Raw genomic sequence first — 14,920 nt, 5'->3', positions numbered from 1 at the left:
GAGCGAGCGTTCTGTGGGCACTTCTGCGTGACGGACGGGTCTTCACCTCCGCCCCGCCGGTCACGCAGGCGGCTTGACTTCGTCATTGAGACTCCCGTGGTCTGGGTTGGGTGTGAGGAGTTCGATCTCCTGCACGGTGTGATCGGTGAGCAGGACGAAGTCACCAGTGCGCGGGCGGTAGCAGCGTTCCTGGTAGCGGATGGTGATGCGGCGGACCGGCTCCTCGCCGCGGTAGGGAGGTAGGTCGCCCCATTGGTAGAGCTGGCCGCCGGGGGCCTTGAGGCGGCGCAGTGATCGAGGTAATGGGCCCTTCGGGGTGCCGGTGTTGAGGTGGGTGAACATCGAGGTCAGGAATGCGATGTGGTCGCGCGCCTGCTCCTCGTCCGCCTGCACCTGGCCGTAGGTCTGCTTGAGGGTGCGCAGTTCGTCGCGGTTGCCGTCCGCCTGGACGAGGCGATCACGTAGCTGTCGGTCCCATACGATGCCGAGGTGGCCGTGAAGGATGGGCTCCGCGGTGAGGAAGTAGCCCAGGACGCGGCCGAACTCGCGCTCGTACGGGCACATGAAGTCGTTGTAGAGACCCAGCTTCGTGCCGGAGACGGTCTCTACCTGCCAGTGCATGCGGGCGGTGAAGGGGGAGTCCCACCAGCCCAGGTGCCAGGGCTGCCACAGAAGGTCGGCGGCACTGAGCAGGAGCACCACCAGCGCGACGAAAGCAGCGGGCCAGCCGAACGCCACGTCGTAGCTCGTGTCCGGAAGCAGCGTCACAGTGATCGCCAGGGCGGTGTTGGTGATGATGTTCTCCCAGAAGAGGATCCCTGAGGCGAGCGCGACGGCGATGTTGAAGAGGACGTTCGCCATCAGGACGGCGATCAGGAGCCGGCGGTCGAGGAAGGCGATCAGTCCGGCAGACTCGACGGCCATCGTGACGAAGTTGACTGGTCGGTCGACGACCTGCGCCCTGCGCAGCAGGCGGGCCATGGTCTCGGCGGGCAGGAACCGTGCCCAGCCCCACGAGTATGCAGAGGCGATGAGGTAGTGGGTACGGTTGTGCCAGGCCCACGACCACGGGCGCGGCCCCAGGCGGACCTTGCTCCAGGCCGGTTTGACGTAGTGCGAGAGCGAGACGCAGCCGAGCACCAGCAGCAACGCTGGCACGGAGATCCGGGGGCCGAGGAGCAGCGTGGCGAGGAACCACGCTAGGTATGCCTTGAGCAGGCGTAGGGGCATCATTGAGTGATGCCTCCAGCCACGCAGTGTGCCGCAGTACACGGCGAGCCATGGCAGCAGGGCAGGCGTCCACAAGCACGAGGCGGCCGCGAGGAGCAGCAGCAGCCGCTTGTCGCGGCGCTGTGGCCCGATGGGCTGGGTCGCGTCGTAGTCGCTGGTGGTGCCCTGCCATGTGAGTAGCACGACCACGAAGACCGTGAACCAGCGGAACGGGCCGGGCTCAGGAAGCGGGCGGAACGCGAGGAACACCGCGGGCACCATGGCAGAGATCGCAGCTCGCAGAACCCTTGGCTGCTGTGTGAGGGCTCGTACGGCGGGTGAGACGACGAAGCGGTAGCAGGCGATGACTGCGACTACGGCCACCGCAGTGTCGATAGACGTATTGAGCGGAGCGATCTCCATGACCGCCTACCGGGCGGACGGGGTGAGGAGCCGCCCACTCGCCACGGGCAGACTCTCCATGTAGGAGGCGATCCGCACCCGGGGGTCGGACGTGAGGTGCTGGTCCCGGTGGCGTACGACGTTGTTGCGAAGCTCCCGGCTGCGGTTCAGGAAGTCGAGTATCGCTTCGCGGTCGATACGCGGTGCGGTGGTGCCGAGTTCTGCCTCGTGGACGACCTTGGCGCACCAGTGCTGGTCGTACGTGGGCAGTGGCACCAGATGCACCGGCTTGCCGAGGACGAAGGCTTCGCTGATGAGGTTGAAGCCGGCGTTGGAGAAGACTGCCTCGGATCGCGCCATGTCGGCGATGAATGCCTCGCGGTCGAAGGCACAGATCTCGATCTTTCCGTCGGCGTACTGACGCAGGCTCTCGATCTCGTCGGAGTGCGCGTAGATACGCAGCGCACGCTCGGGAACGTACTGACGGAAGACCTCAGCGAGGGTACGGACGGACTCCTCCGGGCCGTGGTCGAAGTAGCGCGAGAAGTAGGCTGTGGCGAGGGGCTCGGTGGTGACCGGCGTGGAGCGGACCAGGTCAGGGACGACTGGAGCGATGAACTCCAGCGTGCCGTCGTCGGCCTCCAGGGGAACGTAGGAGCAGATGAAGGATCGTTGGGCGTGGGGCGTGAAGTAGCGCAGTCGCTGCTCGTCGGCGGTGCGGGCGTATCGGCCGACGGTCGGCAGGTTGAGGTGCCGGTATTTGCTCTGCTGGTCGACGGAGATCAGCGGTTTGCCGAAGTGGTAGGCGAGGCGTGGGGTGTTGGGCTCGTAGTCGGTGATGAACACGTCCGGGATACCGGTGCGCCGGATAATCCGGCGCAGGCGCAGGTGTTGGGCGATGCCCGCGGGCGTCTGCCGGATGTTGGAGCGTACGGCGTCGCTGCCGTTTATGCGGTCGCCGCGGGCAATGAGGGTCGGCATCCACCCGTCCCACGCGGGGAAGCCGAGGTCCCGGAAGTATTCGACCCGGGCGGAGCCGTTGGTGACGATCCGCACCTGGTGCCCACGGTCGCGGAGGTACTGGGCAATCACGCTCTGTCTGACGGAGTGCCCCATACCGATGCCATTGACGCCGATGATCACGTTGAGCGGCTGTACGTACTTAGACACGACGATCCCTTCGTCAGGAGAGTCGGGTGATGACGTTGCGGGTGATGGCCTCGACCTGGGGGTCAGTGGCAAGCAGGCGAGGCCAGTCGGTGGTGGCAGCGGTGAAGACCGTGCCGGCCGCGGTGTAGAGGCCAAGGGTGGCCGCGCGACGGCAGGTCATCGGCTCCCGTGCCGCGAAGTTCCAGTCGGATGGCAGCGGGGCGATGCCGAGGATCTCGAAGTCCTTCGGTGTTCCGTCCTGGCCCGTCGGGCGGGGGCGTCCCCGCGCGTCGATCTCATAGGCGGCGCCGTCGCACTCGTAGCCGACCAGGGCACGCTCGCGGCCGAGTACGTCGCCGGTCTTCAGGCCGGTTCCGGAAAACACCCAGTGGCCCGCGTCTGTGACCGTAAAACCAAGCGGCGTGCGCGGACCGTCCCAGTGACCACCGCCGCCTCGGTAGCTCACGCCGAGCAGGGCGTTCTCAGGCTCTTGCTCCCACCAGTGGTCCGGGCAGTCGTACGAGCTGTCCGGATCAGTTCCGGCGGGGGCTCCAGGAGGGAACTTCGTGCAGTCCAGTCCGCCGCCGTCCGGGGCGACCCTCACCCGCCACCAGCAGGTATTCGCACCGAAGTTGGCGATGTTGCCACCGGCGTCCCGGAACGCGGTGACGTTCCGGCGCGTTTCAGCGCTCCAGTACTCGTCGTGTCCCGCGGAGACCAGAAGGCGGTAACCGTCGTCCAGGTGCCGGCCTTCGTGGAGGTCCAGGTCCGTGCAGTAGTCGCCCTCGATGCCGTTCCCCTCCATCCACGAGATGAAGGGCGCGTCCCAGTGCGCAAACGTCTGCCGGGGGGACGAGCTGTCGTACGGGTCGGGCAGGCCCTTGACCGGGCCTCCGACACCGCCTCCGGGGCGGCGCAGTGTCACGCGGGAGGCGCTGTAGAGGCTGCCTCCGCCTGCCGTGGTGTACGCCTGGTAGGTGAAGGTCGGGATCTTGTAGAGGACGCTTCGGCCCGAAGGAACGGCCGGTGTGACGACCAGCAGCATCCTGGCCTCACGCGAGTCCAGGGCCGGTGAGTCGGACGTCGGCTCCACGCTCAGGACCGCGATGTAGACCCCGGACTGCCAGTCGCGCGGTACGCGGAACTCGTGTACGGGCCACTGCCAGTCCGCGTCGAACCGCCCCGGCGTAGCTGCTTGTCCGGGCCACTCGACATGTCCGGTGTGTCGCGGAGTCGTTCCCCAGCGGTAGAAGTCGACGTGGAACCGGGGGGCCGATGTGGCGACATGCAGCCGGATTACTTCGCCGGCGCGGACGCTCGGTCGCGCGGGATATCCGTTGATGGCGGTCACTCGCTCTCCCTGGGGCGAGCTATGCCGCTGAAGTGGTACGGATCGACCTGCTCGATGTGGGCTTCCCAGCCCAGGTTGTTCAGCTGCTTGGTGAGACTGGCAGCGTCGTAGAGCACCTTTACGGTGAGGTGCTGAGATCCGTCGGAGAGCCTGCGGCGCACGGTGGGTACCTGAGCTTCGACCACCAGCTCTTCGATCTCCGCCTTCGCATGGGAGTCGTCGAGGAAGACCACGCAGCCACCTGGGGCCAGCGCCCACCTCAGTAGATCCCAGAACGCTTCCATCTCAGCCGGCGGCACGTGGCTGAGCCAGAAGGCGAAGAAGACGGTGTCGTACTGGCGGTCCGGCTCCCAGCTGAAGATGTCTGTCTCGATGAAGCGCGTCGTCGTGCCCTGCATTCGGCCGCGGGCGATATCCAGCATCTCCGGTGCGGCGTCCAGCGCTGTCAGGCTGCTCGCGCGGTCGGAGAGCAGCATGGTCCACTGCCCGGTACCGCACGCCATCTCCAGGACGCGGCCGGTCACGGGCAGCGTGTCGAGGACCTTCGCGAGTTGCGGTAGGTGCATCCGCTCCGCATACGAGGTGTCGTACTCGATGGCCCGTGCGCGGTAGTAGGCGATCTGGCGCCGCGACCAATCGGACTGCTCGGAGTCATGCTCTCTGGTGGTGCTGTGCATCGTGGCCTCTCTTGCGTCGCGCAGGCCGTAGACGGTCGGCGGAGAACGCGATGGAGATTTGGGGGAGGTACGCCAGCGATAGACTGATGGCCTGCGGAGCAGCTCGCTCACCGTCAGCAGGCGGTGCAGTCACCGGGCAGTGAACGCCGGCATGGGTCTCAGTGGCGCGTCACAAGACTGACCGCTTGGGTGGGGCGTGAGGAATGTCCTCTGACCGCCCCAGGACCGAACTTTCACCGAACTTAGGGGCCACACCAGGCCCTTCGTTCTTGGTGGCTCGCCCTGCGATGCCATGCTGACGGGCATGGCAGAACTGAATGGAAAACCAGTCGAGGTCGACCAGCTCAAGAACCTGGCCCTGACCAACTACGGGCACTTCACTTCGATGCGCGTCGACGACGGGCGCGTGCGTGGGCTGTCGCTGCACATGGAGCGACTCACGCGTGACTGCCAGGCACTCTTTGGGACTGAGCTGGACGTTGAGCGTGTTCGGGACCTGGCCCGGCGAGCCGTGCCATCCGGTGGATCGATCACCGTCCGAGTGACGGTCTTCGATCCGGGCCTGGACCTGGGGCATCCCAGCTCAGCCAACGACCCTCATGTGCTGGTGACTTCCAGGTCGGCGGCCCGCCTCCCGTTGCCTGCGCTCCGGGCTCAGTCGACGACGTACGTTCGAGACGTGCCGAGCGTGAAGAGCGTCGGCCTCTTCGCAAGTCTCCACCATCGCCGCACCGCGCAGCTCAACGGATTCGATGACGCGCTCTTCACCGATGCGCAGGGAGTCATCTCGGAGGGAGGCACCTGGAACATCGGCTTTTTCGACGGTGACCACGTGGTCTGGCCTGAGGCCGACTGCCTCGTCGGGGTGACGATGCAACTGCTCAAGCAAGCCCACGAGCACGACACACGGCCCGTCAGGCTCGCCGACATCCCGAGCATGAAGGCCATCTTCGCGACCAACGCTGCCGTTGGAGTCCGGGCAGTCAGCTGTGTTGACGAAAACACCATCCCCGAAACCCACACGATCGTTGACGCTCTTCGCAAGCAGTACATGGATGTGCCCGGAGAACTGCTGTAACCGCCGCGGGACCACCGCTCGGTGGATAGGCTGGCCAGCACGGATTCAGTTACGGGGAGTCGTGGGTTGGCAACAGTCGAGCAGTGGTCCGGGCTGGAGGTTCGGGCCTTACGTGAAGCGTCACGTATGAGCACCGCGGAGTTTGCTGCCCGCCTGGGCGTGAGCGACCGAATGGTCTCGAAGTGGGAGCAGCGTAAGGACACCATCAAGCTCCGTCCGGTGAACCAAGCGGCGCTGGACACCTTCCTCGCCGGATGCGCCCCGGACATCCATGAGAGATTCGCCAGCCTTGCCAGTTCGCTGGGTACCGTCCTGCCGGCGCAAGGGGCTGCGGGGCAGGGGCTGCAGCCCACGCAGGACCAAGTGCGGCATCCCAGCGATGGTAAAAAGATGGCCTTGGTGGAGGCAGGCACCTTTCTGTCCGGTGAGCAGAACAAGCCGATCTGGCTGCCCGCCTTCTACATGGATGTGTATCCGGTAACCAACAATGATTACGCCCGTTTCGTCACTGCCACTGGGCATCAGCCACCGCAGCACTGGCGCAGGGGCAGGTGTCCGGAGAGCATCCTCGACCACCCAGTCGTCTTCGTCACCTGGCACGACGCGGCGGCCTACGCTTCGTGGGCGGGCAAGGAACTCCCCAGCGCGCAGCAGTGGGAGAAGGCCGCCCGTGGCACGCGCGGCAACACGTACCCGTGGGGGAATCAGCCGACTCCGGCCAAGTGCAACTCTCGTGAGAGCGGTATCGGTTCAACGACACCGGCCAGCCGGTATCACAGCGGCGTCTCGCCCTACGGCGTCTACGATCTCTGCGGAAACACCTGGGAATGGTGCGCAACGAGATCCGGGCCGGGACGCTATGAGTTGAAGGCAGGAGCCTGGACCAGCCCCTTCTCTCGGGCCACCCCTGCCGTATTCAACGACGCCGCAGCCGAGATGCTCGACGACGACACCGGTTTTCGGTGCTGCGTAGCTGAGGCCACGGTCCGAGCGCTAGTGGGTGGCTGAGGCCGGGCGTGAAGCAGCTGGCGGTCGCGGCCACTGTCAGCGGAGCAGGGTGAAGACAACGGCGGCGACGGCGCCCAACCCCGTGCCGCAGCAGAGCTGGGCCAGGGTGTGGGCCTTGAGGACCCGACGGGACCAGCCGACGGCCAGCACGATCAGGATCGCGGGCAGCACCGCCGGGCCGAAGACCAGCAGCAGGATCATGACGGTGCCGCCAGCGACGGCGTTGTGCGCGGAGATCTGCCACCAGACGGTCACCGCGAGGGTGGACGCGAGGCCCACGAGCATGGCGACGACGAGCGCTGAGACCTCGCTGGGTGCGCCGAGGACGTACAGCAGCACGATGCCGACGACGACGGACACCAGGCTGGCGGCGAGCGGCACGATGCGCTGCTTGCGCACGCGGACGTGCTTGTCGGTCAGGCGGCCACGCCTTACACCGAGCTGCACGATGGTGATGGGGATGATGCCGCAGAACAGCGCGCCGAAGAGACCCCAGGCGACCCCGGCGAAGTTGTTGGTGCTGTGCCACCCGACGAGGAGCAGGAGTGCTATCACCAGGTTGGCGGGCGCGAGCACGTCCGTGATCAGCTTCGCTGCCTTCACCAACGTGGAGGCTTCGGAGTATTTGGGCGGGGCGGGGGGCGTGAACGTGCTCATGGCTGCGTCTCCAGCGTACGGGTGCGATCCGTCGCTTCGGCGAAGGAGTGGGTGAGGTCGGAGTGGTAGGCGGCGGACAGTTGGCTGAGGGCGCTGATCTCGCTGGCGAGATCGCGGCCGCCGCCGGCGGGCCGGTGGTGCTTGTTGGTGGGGTCCTCGCCGCGTAGCCGGGAGCGGCGGGCCACCTCCAGCCAGCAGGCTTCGACGGCGGTGTCGGCCTGGGTGCCGATCAGTCCGCTTGCGACCACGTACGACTGGGCCTGCGCCCGGATCTCCGCGGGGGCATGGTCGCTGAGGGCGAGAGCGGCGTCGCGGATCTCGATGGTGCGGCGGTAGAGGCGACCATGGGGGTTGCGGGGGTCGAGCCGTTCCACGGTTCGGCTGCGGGGCGGATCGAGTCGTACGGAGGGGACCGCGTCGGTGAGGCGGTGCCACAGCGGGTAGAGCCGGAGCAGGTTTCGGCGGTCCGCGGACCAGTTGCGGATCTTGGTCAGCGCCGGGAGAGTGCTGCCGGCCAGGATGAGCAATACAGAGACGACGAGGAAGAGCGTGCTCGTGGTGTGGTCAAGGCTCTCGCCAAGGATTGTGTGGCCGAAGTAGCGCGTACAGCCCGACTCGTCTGCCGCCACCTGCGGCTTTGCCTCGGAAAGGGCCTCTGACCTGCGTCGGAGGCCCTTTCCGATCTTTCGCGGGCTTGCTGCGTCAGGCGGCGAAAAGTCCCTCCGAAGTCCCTCAGACAGCGCTGAAAGTCCCTGAAAAGGTCCCTGGAGCGGAGGGGCGGGCGATGCCTCCGGCTGGTTCGGATGGATGAGGAACGCCCATGGGCAGCGGGCGCAGCACACAACCAGCCGCACCGCCTCCGGCGTGGCACTGCTGGGCGGAGCCGGGTTCGTCGGCGCGGCCATCCGCAGCGGCAACCAGGGCGAAAGCCGGTGCGGTGCGGAGCTGCCCCCTCCACGACAAGCCGCCGCCTGCGAATCTCCCGGGCACGCGTTCGTGGCCAGCCGGACCGTCTTCGGCGACCAGTGTCCGGTCACCTTCGCCAGCTTCTCGGCGATGTTGACGCGAGTGCCGGGCTTGGCCATGTTCTCTCCTCATCGCTCGTGCCGTGGGGGGACCGCACTCTCAGCATGCCCCTTCGACCCGTCCGAAGACGGCCGGCCGCTGCCGTGGCCCGTCGGGCCCGGCGAAGTGGATACCGACGAGGGTGACGGTCCGCTCGCCGTCGTGGAACAGGCGGCCCCGTACGACGTAGCTGTCCCCGGCGGAGAAGGGTGCCTTGAACACCGCGGCGATCCGGTCGATGGCGTGACGATCGGCCGGCAGGCCCGCGTCGGCCGCCAGCCGGGTCGCCATGTCCTCCATGGCGGCCGTGTACTCGCCGGTGTAGACGTACTGGTTCACATCAGTGTGCTGGAGCCCGAACCGGCCCTGGACCTCGGTCGGCGCGCCGGCCGCCTCGACGAAGCCGGGGTTCCGCTCGCTCAGCGACTCGACCGTCGGGTGCGGCTCCTTCAGCACGTGCAGCCGCAGGTGGCCGAGCTCCGCCTGCGGCTCACGGACGAGGCGCTCGGCGGGTGGCGCGTCAGGGTTCAGCAGGGTGAGCACGACGCGCCCCGCACCACAGTCGAGGGGCTCCGCCGACAGCTGCTCGCGGTACCGGCGCGGCTCACCCGCCCCCGGCGGCGTGGCGAAGGAGTACCGGATGTCGAAGCCCAGGCGGGTGGCGGGCCGGTCCAGCCCCACGCCCGCCAGCTCGCTGTGCCGTGTCTCGACGGTGGCGTGCACCGGCGCGGCCACCGCCGCCGCGAGGTCGCCGCGGCGGAAGTCCAGGTAGGTCACCACCGAGACCATGCCCCGGCCGCGCAGCGCCGCCACATCCACCCGGCGGCTGAAGCCCTCGTACATCAAGGGGGTGAACCAGGCGACCAGGGAGCGGACTTTGAGGCGGAACCGGGCATCGAGGTCGGGTACCTCAAGAGCCCTGGTGCTCCGGGTGACGACCGAGTCGGCCTGTTCGGCCGTCGTGTCCGTTCCGGCGGGCTGGGCGGCTGTCATCGTGGCTCCTGCGTGTTGGTGGCCCGGAGCTCGGACGGGCCGGTTCCGGTGAAGGCCGAGCGGAGAAACGTAACTATCCTGTCTCCGTAACCCTCGGGATCCACAAGGTGGTTGGTGAGGTGCCGACCCCGCCGGACGCGCCAGACCTCACGGTGCCCGGCGTAGTGCCGGTCGAGGAACCGGCAGCCCTCCTCGATGTCGAAGAACGTGTCGCGCTCACCGACGATGAGCAGCAGGTCGGTCCGGCCGAGGTTGCGCGCGGAGCGCTGGGCCTGCCGGTACAGGGCCTCGGCGCGGGTGCGCAGCACCACCGCGTGGATGACCGCGTGGTCCAGGGCGGCCCGCAGCCGGGGTGCCCGGCTGCCGCGGCGTTCGTCGCGCAGCAGCGTGCGCAGCATGTCCTGCCAGCGGACCAGCGGCGTGGAGTCGAGGATCACGGCGGGGTAGTGACGGCCGGCCGTCCCGGCGTGCGCGATCGCCATGTTGCCCCCGAAGGAGCAGCCCATGAGGGCGATCCGGTGCCGCAGCACCTCGTCGTCCCCATGCTCGCGCAGCACGTGGCGGGCGACGGCCTCCAGGTCGTGCAGCGGGGCCCGCAGACTGATCCCGGACGCCCGGGGCGGCGGATCGCTCTCCCCGCAGCCACGGAAGTCGAAGGTGACGACCGTCAGCCCGCGCGTGTGCAGCAGCGCGGCCTGCCTCAGCACTCGGGACTTGCCGGCACTGCGCGCGTGGCAGAGGATGACGACACCCCAGGGCGCGTCGGGCTCGAAGGCCCACCCCCTGATGGTCACCCGGTCCGCCGTCTCGACCTGGAACGGCCGCGGGGTCAGCCGGTGGTCCTCCGGCCGTTCGAACTCCGGCGCCCGCGCGGGCGTACGGAAGCGGCGGTAGAGGCGGAACGGGTAGCCGGGGCCCGTGGTGTGCTCCTGGTTCATGGGGCGAGGCACTCCAGATCGACCTGGGTGTCCTTGAGCAGGGGCTGCCAGGTGTGCGGGTCGCACTCCTCCGAGCTGGTCAGCAGATTCGGGTGGGTACCCGCCCGATCCGGATGAAAGGTCAGGTAGAGATGGCCCGCGGGGACGTCGGCGCTCAGCTCCGCCGGGCAGATGAGGGAGCCGATGTCATTGGTGAGCCGGACCTGCTGCGCGGTCGTGACACCAAGCCGGTCGGCATCGGCTGGGTTGACGTACACGCTGTTGGCCCTGGGCCACAGTGACTCTCCCGTGGCGGTGGCGGAGTTGAACATCGCCACATCGCGGCGGTGGGACCTCGACCCCATGCCGCCACGGCCCGTGATCAGCACGAACTCCCGGTCGTTGCGCTCGCTGAACGGGATGAGCCGCTCGGCCGGCGGGAGGTGGAACCGTGCCCGGTGGCGATCGGCGGCGAACACCCCCGGGAAGGACACCTCGTCGTCGGGGTCGGTACGGACGTAGCGGCGCTCACCGCCCCACTGGACCCCCTCGCCGGACCGGATGTCCGCCAGGGAGATCGGCCGGCCGTCGCCGTCGGCGAACTCGTTGTAGAAGCCGCGTGAGGCCGTCCGGATCTCCTCCCACACCGGCTCGCTGAGCACTTCGCCGTACTCGTCCACCGGGTAGTCGAACTCCTCGTCCAGCGCCCGGGCGGACAGGTCGCGGTTGCCCCGTGCCACGAGGTCGTCGAGCTGGTCCGCGGACAGCTCGGTGACGTCCGGCGGCTCGGCTCCGTCCAGGCGTTCGGCGATCCGGCGGGCCACGGCGGACACGATCCGCACGTCGCTCCACGCCTCGAACGGCGGCTCATCGATGCTCTCCATGTACTGCAGCCGGCGCTCCCCGTTGAGGAAGATGCCCGAGGTTTCGTGCTTGGTGCGGCACGGCAGCACGATGTCGGCGTACTCCAGCATCTCCGGGTTGTAGTACGAGTCGACGTAGATCACGCACAGGTCCATCATGCGTTCGCGCCACTGCGCGAGGTTGGGGAAGTTCCGCGCCGGGTTGGTGCCGAAGACGAAGATCGTCCGCAGCCGCTCGGACGTGGCGAATGAGGCGACCGGCAGCCCCTGCGCCGGGTTGATCTTCCAAGCGGGCAGCTTCCACAGCTCGGCCATCCTCCCGCGGTGCTTCGGATCCGACAGCCTCATCCGGAACGGCAGGAGCCGACCCGAGTAGCCCATGGCGAGCTCCGCCGAGGCGTTGGACTGTCCGGCGAGCCGTACGTGCCCCCGGCCCGGTGCGCCGAGCTGGCCGGTCAGCAGATGAAGGTTGAGGATGGAGGCCACGCCGCTGCTGCCGACCGTCTGGTTGATCCCGACCGAGCTGGTGGTGACGACCCGGTCGCTCTCCCAGAGCAGGCACGCGCGCAGCACGCGGGAGTGCATCTCCTCGAACGGCATGCCGGCGGGGGTGATGCGGGGGAGGACCTCGTCGAGGGAGAAGGGCCCGTCCGCGACCATCCGCAGGAACGCGTCGACGCTGTCGCGGTCCACCGCGCGGGAGATGTAGTCGCGGTCCACGGCGTGCCGGTCGAGCAGGTGGCGGGCGAACAGCAGGTTCAGCAGGACGTCGCTGCCGCTGCGGATCGGCAGGTGGATGTTGTCGGGGTTGTCCGCCTGGAGCTTTTCGACGGTGGCGGTGCGGCGCGGATCGATGACGACCTTCACGGCGTCGCGGTTACGCCGTACGTACCGCTGGAAGACCGTGGGGTGGTTGATCGCCGGGTTGTGCCCGTAGAAGAAGATGGCGTCGGCGCTGCGGTAGTCGTCGTAGCAGGCGAAGGGGCCTTCGTTGCCGAAGACGAGTTCATGACCGCCGGCGTTGTTCGCCAGGCACTGCTCGGCGTTGGAGCAGATGTTGTTGGTGCCCAGGTGCCCTTGGAAGAACTTCTTGGCGACCCACAGCGATTCCAGGGTCATCTGGCCCACGCCGTAGCAGGCGAGGGCGTCCCGGCCGAACTCCTGGCGGTCCGCCAGCACCGTGTCCGCCACCATGTCGATGGCGTAGTCCCAGGAGATCTGCTCCCAGCCGTACGGCGTGCGCAGCAGCGGGCTGGTGAAGCGGGCGACCTCGGTGGTGTCGGCGCTCAGGTGCTTCTGGAAGTAGTGCGCGCCCTTGACGCACACCCCGAGGCTGCCGGTCGCCTTGACCCGTCCGCCGCCGTCGATGGTGACCTGGTCCACGACTCCGCAGAAGGTGCACAGGGTCTTCCTCGCCGTCTCAGCCACGGTCCGCCTCCAGGAGGTCCCTGGCCAGGGTGGCGGAGCCCAGGGTCCAGCCGCCGTCGACGACGAACTCCTGGCCGGTGACGTACGACATGGCGGGCGAGACCAGGGCGGTGACCAGGGCGGCGACATCCGCGGGCGTTCCGAGTCGGCCGAGCGGGATGTGCTCGGCCACCGTTCGTTTCCAGGCGTCGGACCGCTGTGCCGTGGGGCCGCTGTCGATGAAGCCGGGCAGCACGGTGTTGCAGGTGATGCGGTAGCGGGCAAGCTCCGCCGCGAGAGCGCGGCCGTAGCTGGACAGCGCCCCCTTGGAGGCGGCGTACCCGCTCAGGCCCGGGACTCCGGCCCGGGACACCGCCGAGCCGACGTTGACGATGGTCCCCCCGCCGTTCTTCATCAGCCGGAAGGCGGCCGCGCGGCACACATGGGCGACGCCCTCCACGTTGACCTTGAGGAGGCGCTCGAGGTGCTCGGGCGAGGAGCCCACGAGCGGGGCCTCCTCGATCGTGCCGAAGCAGTTCACGATGGCCGAGCAGGGGCCGACGTCCTTCCAGACGGCCGCCATGAACTCCTTGCACGACCGGGAGTCGGTCACATCGACCCGGTGGCTCTTGACGCCGAGCCCGGGCAGCGCGTCCGGATCGCCCCGCAGGCCGACCACCACCTCGTGGCCCGCATCGGTCAGGGCCCGGACGACCTCCATGCCCAGGCCGCCGGGCCCGATGACGATCGCCCTCACACCATCCTCCGGCCGGCGGTGGCCAGCGCCGATTCGCGCTCGCTCTTCTTACGGACGAGGTTGCGGTAGATCGACTTGAAGTGCCGGGTCTTGGCGAGCGAGAACTCGCGGCTGTAGAAGTCCCGGTAGACGCTGAGCGTGCCCTCCTCGAGCTCCTCCGCCGTCATGTTGCGTGGCTGGAAGCAGGCGTCGAAGACGGTGTAGTACGACCAGGACTTGTCCGACAGTATCCGGCCCTCCGCCTCCATGTCGTCGCGCAGTGGAGTCCCTGGGAACGGGGTCACACAGGAGATCTGGACGCCGGCCAGGTAGTTGTCCTTGATGAACCGTGACGTCTGCTCGAAGGAGTCCTTGGTGTCCGTGTCCAGGCCGAGGGAGAAGGCGCCGTACACCCCGATCCCGTGGTCCTGAACGGTCTTGGTGGCCTCGACGTACTTGCCGAGTGCCCGGTACTTCCAGTTGCGTTCGTCGATTCCGTCGAGGGTGTCCTGGGAGACGCTCTCGAAACCGATGAGCATCGTCATGCAGCCGCTCTCGTGCATGAGGTCGAGGATCTCCGGGTCCTTGTAGAACGACACGTCGGACTGTCCGCTCCACTTGATCCCGAGTGGCTTGAGCCGCGTGAGGAGCTCCCGGGTGCGGTTGCGGTCCACAACGAAGTTGTCGTCGGAGAAGAGCACGTACGGGCTGTCCCAGCGCTCGCGGACCCCCTCGACCTCGGCGATGACCTGGTCGATCGACTTGTAGCCCAGCTTGTCGCGGTAGCGGATGGTCGCGGCGCAGAACCGGCAGCTGTGCGGGCAGCCCCGGGAGGTCTCCACCCAGATGCTGGGGTAGTAGCGCTCGTGGGCGAGCTCATACCGCGGCTGTGGCGCTGCCTGCATGTCGGTGCGCTTCGTCTGCCGGTACATGGGCTTGAGCTGCCGCTGTTCGAAGTCGTGCAGCACCTCGGGCCACACCGCCTCCGCCTCGCCGACGCACACCGCGTCGACGTGCCGCATGACCTCGTGCGGCAGCAGGTTGGCGTGCAGGCCGCCGGCGACGACGGGGATGTCCCGGGCTCGGAACTCGGCCGCTATCTCGTACATCCGGTCCGCCTGCGCGGTCATCCCGGTCAGGGCGACGAGATCGGCGTCGGCGTCGAAGTCGACCGGTTCGATGTTCTCGTCGACATAGCGGACCTCGTATGAAGGCGGGGTGAGTGCCCCGACGATCAGCAGGCCGGTGGCGAATCCCGTCCAGGTGTAGTCGAAGAACTGGAACTCGCGACACTCCCGCTTGAATTTCTGGTGGTTTGCGTTCCGGCCGAAGAAGGAGGCCGTCGGTGATATGAGGAGCAGTTTGCGCTTGCGTGCCATGAGACCACTCCGGTATCGGCTGTGTCAGT

13 protein-coding genes are annotated in these 14,920 nt (G+C 67.8%); 2 read left to right on the top strand and 11 right to left on the bottom strand.

Annotated elements, in window-relative coordinates:
- Positions 1-60: 60 nt before the first annotated feature.
- From ACH5AF_RS16130 to ACH5AF_RS16115, 4 genes are read right to left on the bottom strand one after another with little or no spacing between them, the layout of a single operon-like run.
- Entirely contained in the window at positions 61-1,593 is a 1,533-nt protein-coding gene (locus ACH5AF_RS16130) for a hypothetical protein (protein WP_398902273.1), read from the bottom strand.
- A gap of 45 nt (positions 1,594-1,638) precedes the next feature.
- Positions 1,639-2,781 carry a glycosyltransferase family protein gene (locus ACH5AF_RS16125; protein WP_398902272.1) on the bottom strand — a complete coding sequence of 381 codons (1,143 nt, stop codon included), beginning with the start codon at positions 2,779-2,781 and terminating at the stop codon, positions 1,639-1,641.
- Positions 2,782-2,794: 13 nt separating this feature from the next.
- Positions 2,795-4,111, bottom strand: a complete 1,317-nt coding sequence (locus ACH5AF_RS16120) for a N,N-dimethylformamidase beta subunit family domain-containing protein (RefSeq protein ID WP_398902271.1) — start codon at positions 4,109-4,111, stop codon at positions 2,795-2,797.
- The gene (locus ACH5AF_RS16115) at positions 4,108-4,788 is read right to left on the bottom strand and encodes a class I SAM-dependent methyltransferase (RefSeq protein ID WP_398902270.1); all 681 of its coding nucleotides are present in this window, start codon (positions 4,786-4,788) and stop codon (positions 4,108-4,110) included. Before ACH5AF_RS16115 ends, ACH5AF_RS16120 begins: the two co-directional genes overlap by 4 nt.
- Before the next feature lie 304 nt (positions 4,789-5,092).
- Here ACH5AF_RS16115 and ACH5AF_RS16110 point away from each other — a divergent pair, with 304 nt between their 5' ends.
- Both ACH5AF_RS16110 and ACH5AF_RS16105 read left to right on the top strand, forming a co-directional pair.
- A complete protein-coding gene (locus tag ACH5AF_RS16110; protein WP_398902269.1) occupies positions 5,093-5,866 on the top strand; it encodes an aminotransferase class IV family protein in 774 nt (257 codons plus the stop codon).
- A gap of 21 nt (positions 5,867-5,887) precedes the next feature.
- A complete protein-coding gene (locus ACH5AF_RS16105; protein WP_398902268.1) occupies positions 5,888-6,874 on the top strand; it encodes an SUMF1/EgtB/PvdO family nonheme iron enzyme in 987 nt (328 codons plus the stop codon).
- 36 nt (positions 6,875-6,910) lie between these two features.
- Here the strand turns inward: ACH5AF_RS16105 and ACH5AF_RS16100 are convergent, their stop codons facing one another.
- The 7 genes from ACH5AF_RS16100 to ACH5AF_RS16070 all read right to left on the bottom strand — a co-directional run bounded on the left by ACH5AF_RS16100 (position 6,911) and on the right by ACH5AF_RS16070 (position 14,891).
- Entirely contained in the window at positions 6,911-7,531 is a 621-nt protein-coding gene (locus ACH5AF_RS16100) for a hypothetical protein (RefSeq protein WP_398902267.1), read from the bottom strand.
- Positions 7,528-8,160, bottom strand: a complete 633-nt coding sequence (locus tag ACH5AF_RS16095; RefSeq protein ID WP_398902266.1) for an MAB_1171c family putative transporter — start codon at positions 8,158-8,160, stop codon at positions 7,528-7,530. The genes ACH5AF_RS16100 and ACH5AF_RS16095 overlap by 4 nt, the downstream gene beginning before the upstream one ends.
- Positions 8,161-8,656: 496 nt before the next feature.
- Complete coding sequence (locus tag ACH5AF_RS16090; RefSeq protein ID WP_398902265.1) at positions 8,657-9,589, bottom strand: hypothetical protein; 933 nt, start codon at positions 9,587-9,589, stop codon at positions 8,657-8,659.
- Positions 9,586-10,527: an alpha/beta hydrolase gene (locus ACH5AF_RS16085; protein ID WP_398902264.1), complete on the bottom strand. Its 942-nt coding sequence runs from the start codon at positions 10,525-10,527 to the stop codon at positions 9,586-9,588. The genes ACH5AF_RS16090 and ACH5AF_RS16085 overlap by 4 nt, the downstream gene beginning before the upstream one ends.
- Complete coding sequence (locus tag ACH5AF_RS16080; protein WP_398902263.1) at positions 10,524-12,797, bottom strand: molybdopterin oxidoreductase family protein; 2,274 nt, start codon at positions 12,795-12,797, stop codon at positions 10,524-10,526. The genes ACH5AF_RS16085 and ACH5AF_RS16080 overlap by 4 nt, the downstream gene beginning before the upstream one ends.
- Positions 12,790-13,533 carry an SDR family NAD(P)-dependent oxidoreductase gene (locus ACH5AF_RS16075; protein WP_398902262.1) on the bottom strand — a complete coding sequence of 248 codons (744 nt, stop codon included), beginning with the start codon at positions 13,531-13,533 and terminating at the stop codon, positions 12,790-12,792. Before ACH5AF_RS16075 ends, ACH5AF_RS16080 begins: the two co-directional genes overlap by 8 nt.
- On the bottom strand, positions 13,530-14,891 hold the full coding sequence (locus ACH5AF_RS16070) for a B12-binding domain-containing radical SAM protein (protein WP_398902261.1): 1,362 nt from the start codon (positions 14,889-14,891) through the stop codon (positions 13,530-13,532). The genes ACH5AF_RS16075 and ACH5AF_RS16070 overlap by 4 nt, the downstream gene beginning before the upstream one ends.
- Positions 14,892-14,920 lie beyond the last annotated feature (29 nt).

The sequence above is a fragment of the Streptomyces sp. NPDC018833 genome, assembly GCF_044390825.1.
In the GTDB taxonomy this organism is placed as follows: Bacteria; Actinomycetota; Actinomycetes; order Streptomycetales; family Streptomycetaceae; genus Streptomyces.
Note: the sequence above shows the minus strand (reverse complement) of the source record. Positions and strands in the feature narration are given on the sequence as shown.

What these genes read in the sequence shown, in the direction of transcription:
- ACH5AF_RS16070 (WP_398902261.1), bottom strand. Translation starts at nt 14,891, where the DNA reads ATGGCACGCAAGCGCAAACTGCTCCTCATATCACCGACGGCCTCCTTC.
- ACH5AF_RS16090 (WP_398902265.1), bottom strand. Translation starts at nt 9,589, where the DNA reads ATGACAGCCGCCCAGCCCGCCGGAACGGACACGACGGCCGAACAGGCC.
- ACH5AF_RS16085 (WP_398902264.1), bottom strand. Translation starts at nt 10,527, where the DNA reads ATGAACCAGGAGCACACCACGGGCCCCGGCTACCCGTTCCGCCTCTAC.
- ACH5AF_RS16115 (WP_398902270.1), bottom strand. Translation starts at nt 4,788, where the DNA reads ATGCACAGCACCACCAGAGAGCATGACTCCGAGCAGTCCGATTGGTCG.
- ACH5AF_RS16100 (WP_398902267.1), bottom strand. Translation starts at nt 7,531, where the DNA reads ATGAGCACGTTCACGCCCCCCGCCCCGCCCAAATACTCCGAAGCCTCC.
- ACH5AF_RS16110 (WP_398902269.1), top strand. Translation starts at nt 5,093, where the DNA reads ATGGCAGAACTGAATGGAAAACCAGTCGAGGTCGACCAGCTCAAGAAC.